General features: G+C 58.0%; 5 protein-coding genes and 1 pseudogene. 4 read left to right on the top strand and 2 right to left on the bottom strand.

Translation table 11 applies throughout. From position 1 onward, the window contains the following. Positions 1-53: 53 nt before the first annotated feature. Positions 54-736 (bottom strand): annotated as a pseudogene (locus tag ACOQFT_RS16855) (IS6 family transposase). 160 nt (positions 737-896) lie between these two features. Here ACOQFT_RS16855 and ACOQFT_RS16850 point away from each other — a divergent pair. After that, a complete protein-coding gene (locus ACOQFT_RS16850) occupies positions 897-1,067 on the top strand; it encodes a hypothetical protein (protein ID WP_421599047.1) in 171 nt (56 codons plus the stop codon). A gap of 86 nt (positions 1,068-1,153) precedes the next feature. Here the strand turns inward: ACOQFT_RS16850 and ACOQFT_RS16845 are convergent, their stop codons facing one another. Beyond that, the gene (locus ACOQFT_RS16845) at positions 1,154-1,930 is read right to left on the bottom strand and encodes a FadR/GntR family transcriptional regulator (protein ID WP_421599046.1); all 777 of its coding nucleotides are present in this window, start codon (positions 1,928-1,930) and stop codon (positions 1,154-1,156) included. 333 nt (positions 1,931-2,263) lie between these two features. On the opposite strand from ACOQFT_RS16845, the gene ACOQFT_RS16840 reads away from it, so the two are divergent. From ACOQFT_RS16840 to ACOQFT_RS16830, 3 genes are all read left to right on the top strand, one after another. After that, positions 2,264-3,313 (top strand): TRAP transporter substrate-binding protein, encoded by a 1,050-nt coding sequence (locus tag ACOQFT_RS16840; protein WP_421599045.1) that lies wholly within the window; start codon positions 2,264-2,266, stop codon positions 3,311-3,313. 111 nt (positions 3,314-3,424) lie between these two features. Continuing rightward, entirely contained in the window at positions 3,425-5,494 is a 2,070-nt protein-coding gene (locus tag ACOQFT_RS16835) for a TRAP transporter large permease subunit (RefSeq protein WP_421599044.1), read from the top strand. Positions 5,495-5,505: 11 nt separating this feature from the next. After that, positions 5,506-6,657 (top strand): alpha-hydroxy acid oxidase, encoded by a 1,152-nt coding sequence (locus ACOQFT_RS16830; protein ID WP_421599043.1) that lies wholly within the window; start codon positions 5,506-5,508, stop codon positions 6,655-6,657. Positions 6,658-6,662 lie beyond the last annotated feature (5 nt).

Genomic DNA, 6,662 nt, shown 5'->3' with positions numbered 1-6,662 from the left:
GGATGTGTCGCAAACATTTGGAACGGCCAAAGCCAGCGACTTACTGGATACACCTATCCTGCTATCTTTGCGAATAGCTGAAAGCCGGAAGTCGTATCAATAGAGAATTGCCGCTTCCGGATCATGTTGGCGACCTCGATGCCGTCCAAAGTGGCGGAAGCGGATTCGAACGACTTAAACCCACACATGTGCCGAACACGCCGCTTTATGAACCGATGATCCTGTTCGATCATGTTGTTCAAAATTTGGACCTAATCGTCTGTACTTTGGCTGGGCAACCGAACCGCTTCAGGATCCTGTTCACTTCTCGAATGCCAGCTGCATTTGCGCCACTTTTGTCGATGACGATTTTGTTTGGGATCCCGTTTGACGACAGTGCTTTGGCAAAGAACCTGGTTGCTGCTGGACGATTTCGTCGCTCAGACAGCATGAAATCAAGGGTGTTTCCCGCTTTGTCGACTGCTCGATAAAGATACATCCACTTGCCGCGCACACGGAGATAGGTTTCGTCCATGCGCCAGGAAGTCAGCGTTGGTCGCTTCTTCGATTGCGCGCTCGCGGCGATCATCGACGAATACTTAACGACCCACCTGTTGAGAGTGGCGTGGTCCACCTGCACGCCGCGTTCGGCCATGATCTCTTCCAAATCACGATACGACACTGTGTACCGCAAATAGAAATACACAGCGTAAAGAACTGCATCCTTGGGAAAGTGGCAGCCTTTCAGAGAGATCATACTTAATACCTGTTCGAAAACTATTCGACGGGAAGAGACTGCGAAACCTGAGTGCTCGTCAATCTCAGTTCAAAATTTGCGACACAACCGAGACTCAACCGAGGCCCTGCTGGGCGGTCTTGGCCCCGGACTACAATTCTAATCAATGAGGGACAGCAGTATGAAAACCTGGATTTGGGCATTAAGGGCCAAGCTGGGCCTGTCACTTTCTCTTGCGGCACAGCAAAGCGATGCGCCGCTTTGGTCGGTCAATTGCAGCAACCTGGCCCGAGGCGAAACTGCTGGCTATGACGGTGTTCTGGCGCTCATCCGCCTGCGCAGCTGTGGTTGAAGCCCCGGCACAGTCGTTGAGTGACCAGCGGGACTACGATGCTGTTGCTGATTGCAGGGGCGATGCCGTTGCCAGCCCTGTGACTGTTAATGCTCTGACAATATCCGGCGTTTTTCAGCCATGGTTTCGCGGCGGTTGCGTTCGATCCCCAGCCTGAAGGATTCTTCGACGAAATCGATATGATCAACTGCGGCTTTTTCGGCGCGCGTCTCATCCCCGTCGATCACTGCCTTCCCCAATTCCATATGCTGAGCCAGAAGCTGCTCGCCGGTGCCGTCAATCGTTTTCAGGAAATCGCGATTGTAGAATACGCCTTTGCGCGTGAGTTCGTAGATCGAGGCCATTATGTGGATCAAGGTCGCATTCTGACTGGCATCCACAATTGCAGTGTGCAGCGCGAAATCGGCTTCCTGCGCGGCCTTGGTGTCATTCTCTTGCCAGGCCCGTTCATTTTCGGCCAGGATGTCCGCGATCCGTTCCTTGTCGGCCTTGGTCGCGCGCCGGGCGGCAAGACGGGCGGCAAAGCTCTCTTGTTCGCGCCGGTATTCCAGGTAGTCGAAAAAGGCAGGCTCGTGCCGTTCATAAAGAGCCAACAGCGCCGGCATCATCGCCTGACCGGTCAGGGCGGCGACAAACGTACCCTCGCCATGCTGAGTTATGACAAGGCCGCGTTCTTCCAGAACCGCCAGCGCTTCGCGCAGCTTGGGGCGGGACACTCGCAGCATTTCGGCAAGATCCCGTTCCGAAGGCAGTTTACGGCCCTGTTTCAGGATGCCGGATGCAATCAGGTCCTCAATCTGGGCGATGACGGCCTCGGCCAGCGATTCGTGTCCGACCGGTTCAAAAATCGCCGTGGGGCTCATGGCGCTGTGCCTCCGCTAAGTGTCAGATTAGGAGTTACTGGTAAACAAATATAACCATGTCGGCCAAAAATTCAAGCGATCGTCGCGGCCAGAAACTAGGAACGTAGCCTTATGTAATTGAATGAAAATTACGAGCATCATGTTTTTTGCTCCGTTGAAACGCATCGGAGTGATGTAATTCTGGTGCGGTTGGGAAATGGATTGGTCAGACCAGTGGTTAATAAACTTGTTGACTGGCTTAGACTGGTAAAGTTAGTTTACCACCGGAGAGGCGCTGGAAGAGCCTGCGCCACTGATTGGGGTAGATGCCCTGACCGACCTGGAGGAGATTTCATGAAAAAGACCCTGACGAGCCTCGCCGTGGCCGCCAGCCTGCTGGCCGCACCTGCAGTCGCCGCTGACAAGCTGCTGCTGAAAACCCCGATTGCATTCTCGACCGAGCTGCCGGGCCTTGGCTCGCCGATCCCGCGTGTGGCCGAGCAGCTCGACCTGATGTCCGGCGGCACTCTGAAAATGAAAGTCTACGAGCCGGGCAAACTGGTTCCGCCGTTCGAGATTCTGGATGCCGTTTCCACCGGCAAGATCAATTCGGGCTACACCACCGCCGGTTACTGGGCAGGTAAAATCCCGGCCGCGCCGCTGTTCTCGGCTGTCCCGTTCGGCCCCGAGGCCGGCGAATACATGGCGTGGATGTATTATGGCAACGGTCTGAAACTGTATCAGGAGATGTATGATCAGGCGGGCTATAACGTTCACGTCCTGCCTTGCGCCATCATCGCCCCTGAAACCTCGGGCTGGTTCGCAACCGAGATCAACTCTCCCGAAGATCTGAACGGTCTGAAGATGCGCTTCTTCGGTCTGGGCGGCAAAGTCATGCAGAAACTGGGCGTTGCGACCTCGCTGCTGCCGGGCGGTGAAATCTTCCCCGCGCTGGAAAAAGGCGCCATCGACGCGACCGAGTTCTCGATGCCTGCTATCGACGCGCGTCTGGGCTTCCACAAGCTGGTGAAATTCAACTATTTCCCCGGCTGGCACCAGCAGGCGACCGTGTTCGAACTGCTGGTCAACAAGGACGTCTGGAACGAAGCCACCGACCAGCACAAGGCGATCATCGAAAACGCCTGTAAGGCTTCGATGGCGGACAGCTTTGCCGAAGGCGAAGCCATTCAGCACGCCGCTCTGATCGACAACGTTGAAAACAACGGTGTCACCATCAAGCAGTGGTCGCCTGAAATGCTGGATACGTTCCGTGCAACCTGGGAAGAGGTTGCCGCTGAAGAAGCCGCCAATGACGCCTTCTTTGCACAGGTTCTGACCGACATGAACGAGTTCCGTGACGGCTATGACCTTTGGAAAACGAACGCTTTCCTCCCTCGTCAGTAACCTCCCTTACTGACGACGCCGGGGCGGCGGCAACCGCCGCTCCGGCCCCTTTCCTTCTTTTTCGGAATTTCTAACCAATCACTGCCCGCGCGCCGGGCTGCTGAGCGAGGAATGACCATGGACAGCCAAAAGAACCTCAACGATCCGGTCGAAGCCTATGAAGGCATCCTGGAACACCCCGAGACAGACCGTCAGAAGATTGCTGTCGCCATCGACTCTGGCGTCAAGGCGGTGGGTCATGTGGTCATGTGGGCAAACGTGCTGCTGATGGGGGCGATTTTCGCTCAGGTCTCGCTGCGTTACCTGTTCAGCCAGAACTATCCCAAACTGGACGAGATCCAGTGGCATTTCTACGGCATCGTCACGATGATTGGTATCTCTTATGCCTTGATCACGGACAGCCATGTACGTGTCGACGTGTTGCATATGCAACTGTCACGGCGCGCGCAGCGGGTGATCGAGGTGATCGGCATTCTGACCCTGCTGACCCCGTTCATCTATCTGATGATCGACCAGGGGTATGACTATTTCTACGAAAGCCTCCGCGTCAATGAACGCTCGGACAGCCCGACCGGTCTTCCCGCACGCTGGGCGTTCAAGGCGGTCATTCCGCTCAGCTTCGTCCTGTTGGCACTGGCTGCGCTGGCACGGCTGATCCATGACGGGCATGCGTTGCTGTACGGACCCGAGACCGAGCGCGAAGGCGCACCGCTGCGCCGTATCCTGCTGGTGCTGGCCGTGTTCGCCGCCGTCTGCGTCGGCCTGACCTTCCTGGTCGAAACCACCGAGGAAAAGCTGGTCATCGCGATGTTCCTGACCTTCATCGCGCTGCTGTTTACCGGGTATCCGGTGGCCTGGGTTCTGGCCGGTGTCGGCGTCGCCTTCTGCGGGCTGGCCTATCTGTTCGACAATGACCTGATGCTGTGGACAGGCCTGGAAGGCACCCTTACAGGGCTGGATTACCTGACCCTTGGCGCCGTGGTGAACCGGGTTTATGCGACAATGTCCAATGCGGTTCTGGTGGCCCTGCCGATGTTCATCTTCATGGGCTTGATGCTGGACGAATCCGGTGTGGCCGAGCGTCTGATGTCCTCAATGCAGCGTCTGTTCGGCACCGTCCGCGGGGGTCTGGCGATCACCGTGACCCTGATCGGGATCATTCTGGCGGCCTCGACCGGTATCATCGGAGCATCCGTGGTGCTGCTGGGCGTGCTGTCGCTGCCCTCGATGATGCAGCAGAAGTACCAGCCGACGCTGGCTGCCGGCGTGGTTTCCGCGTCGGGGACGCTGGGCATTCTGATTCCGCCGTCGATCATGCTGGTGATCATGGCCGACCAAATGGCCCTGTCGGTGGGCGACCTGTTCATGGCTGCGGTCTTTCCCGGTGTGATCATCGGTGGTCTCTACCTGACCTACATCTTCATCCTTGCACTGGTGAAACGCGACGCGGCCCCCGTGCCCGAAGGCGCCAAGGCCCCCGACTGGGCCGCCGTCAAGGATGTGCTGATCGCGGTCATCCCGACGCTGATGCTGATCCTGGCCGTGTTGGGCTCGATCTTTGCGGGTCTGACTACCCCAACCGAAGCCTCGGGCATCGGTGCACTGGGTGCAACGCTACTGGCTCTGGGATATCGCAAGCTGACTTTTGCAAAGCTGTGGAATGTGCTGGTCTCGACCTTCAACACCACCGCGTATATCTTCGCGATCTTCCTGGGCGCGACCGTGTTCTCGTATGTCCTGCGGGAATTGGGCGGCGATGAGCTTATCGAACACGTGGTTCAATCCACCGGTTTCGGCGCCAATGGCACCATCCTGTTCATCCTGTTCATCGTCTTCCTGCTGGGCTTTGTTCTGGACTGGATCGAGATCACGCTGATCGTGCTGCCGCTGATGCGCCCCATCGTGAACGGCCTTGGCATCGACATCCCTGGCTTCGGCGTTCTCGATGAACCGGCGCTGGTCTGGTTCGTGATCCTGGTTGCGGTGACGCTGCAAACCAGCTTCCTGACCCCGCCGGTTGGCTTTGCGCTGTTCTATCTGAAAGGCGTCTGCCCGCCCGAGATCAAGCTGACGCACATCTACAAGGGCATCATCCCCTTCGTGCTACTGCAGCTGACCGGCCTGGCGCTGGTCTTCCTTTGGCCGACCCTCGCCACCTGGCTGCCCTCGGTCGCTTACTAAGGAGCTGCCCGATGCGTCTGAGCCAATGTCATAACTTTCACGATTTCCGGCGGCTGGCCAAACAGCGGCTGCCGGGGCCGATCTTCAACTATATCGACGGTGGTGCCGATGACGAGGTGACCTATCGGGAAAACACCCATGCGTTCGACCGCTGCGATCTGTTGCCATCGGTGCTGTGCGGGGTGAAGGACGTGGATATGTCCGTCACGGTGATGGGGCAAAAGCTGGACATGCCGGTCTATTGCTCACCCACCGCCTTGCAGCGCCTGTTCCACCATCAGGGTGAGCGCGCTGTTGCAGCGGCGGCCGAGAAATACGGGACCATGTTCGGTGTGTCCTCGCTGGGCACCGTCTCGCTGGAGGAGCTGAGGCAGAAGCACAAGAACCCGCAGGTCTACCAGTTCTACTTCCACAAGGATCGCGGCTTGAACTCTGCCATGATGCAGCGCGCCAAAGAGGCGGGCGTCGAGGTGATGATGCTGACCGTGGACAGCATCACCGGCGGTAATCGTGAGCGTGACCTGCGCACCGGTTTCTCGATCCCGTTCCGGCTGACGCTGGGCGGCATGATCCAGTTCGCGATCAAGCCGATGTGGGGCATCAACTATGTCACGCACGAGAAATTCCGCCTACCGCAACTGGAAGAGCACGTGGATATGGGCGGCGGTGCCAGCTCGATCGGTGGGTACTTCACCGACATGCTGGACCCGTCGATGAACTGGGATGACGTGGCGCAGATGGTGCGTGACTGGGACGGTCAGTTCTGCCTCAAGGGCATCATGACCGTCGAGGATGCCAAACGCGCGGCCGAGATCGGTTGCACCGGCATCATTCTTTCGAACCACGGTGGCCGTCAGCTGGACGGTTCGCGCACGCCGTTTGATCAACTGTCCGAGATCGTCGATGCGGTTGGCGATAAGCTGGACGTGATGATGGACAGCGGTATCCAGCGCGGCACCCATGTGCTGAAAGCCTTGTCACTGGGGGCCAAGGCGGTCGGTGTCGGACGGCACTATCTGTATCCGCTGGCTGCGGCAGGGCAGGCGGGTGTCGAGCGTGCTCTGGGTCTGATGCGGGCCGAGATTGAGCGTGACATGAAACTGATGGGCGTCACCAGCGTCGACCAGCTGAACCGCGAGAATATTCGGTTCCGCGCCGCATAAACCAC

This window comes from Ruegeria sp. MALMAid1280 (genome assembly GCF_049195285.1).
In the GTDB taxonomy this organism is placed as follows: Bacteria; Pseudomonadota; Alphaproteobacteria; order Rhodobacterales; family Rhodobacteraceae; genus Ruegeria.
This window is presented reverse-complemented; position numbering and strand designations above follow the sequence as displayed.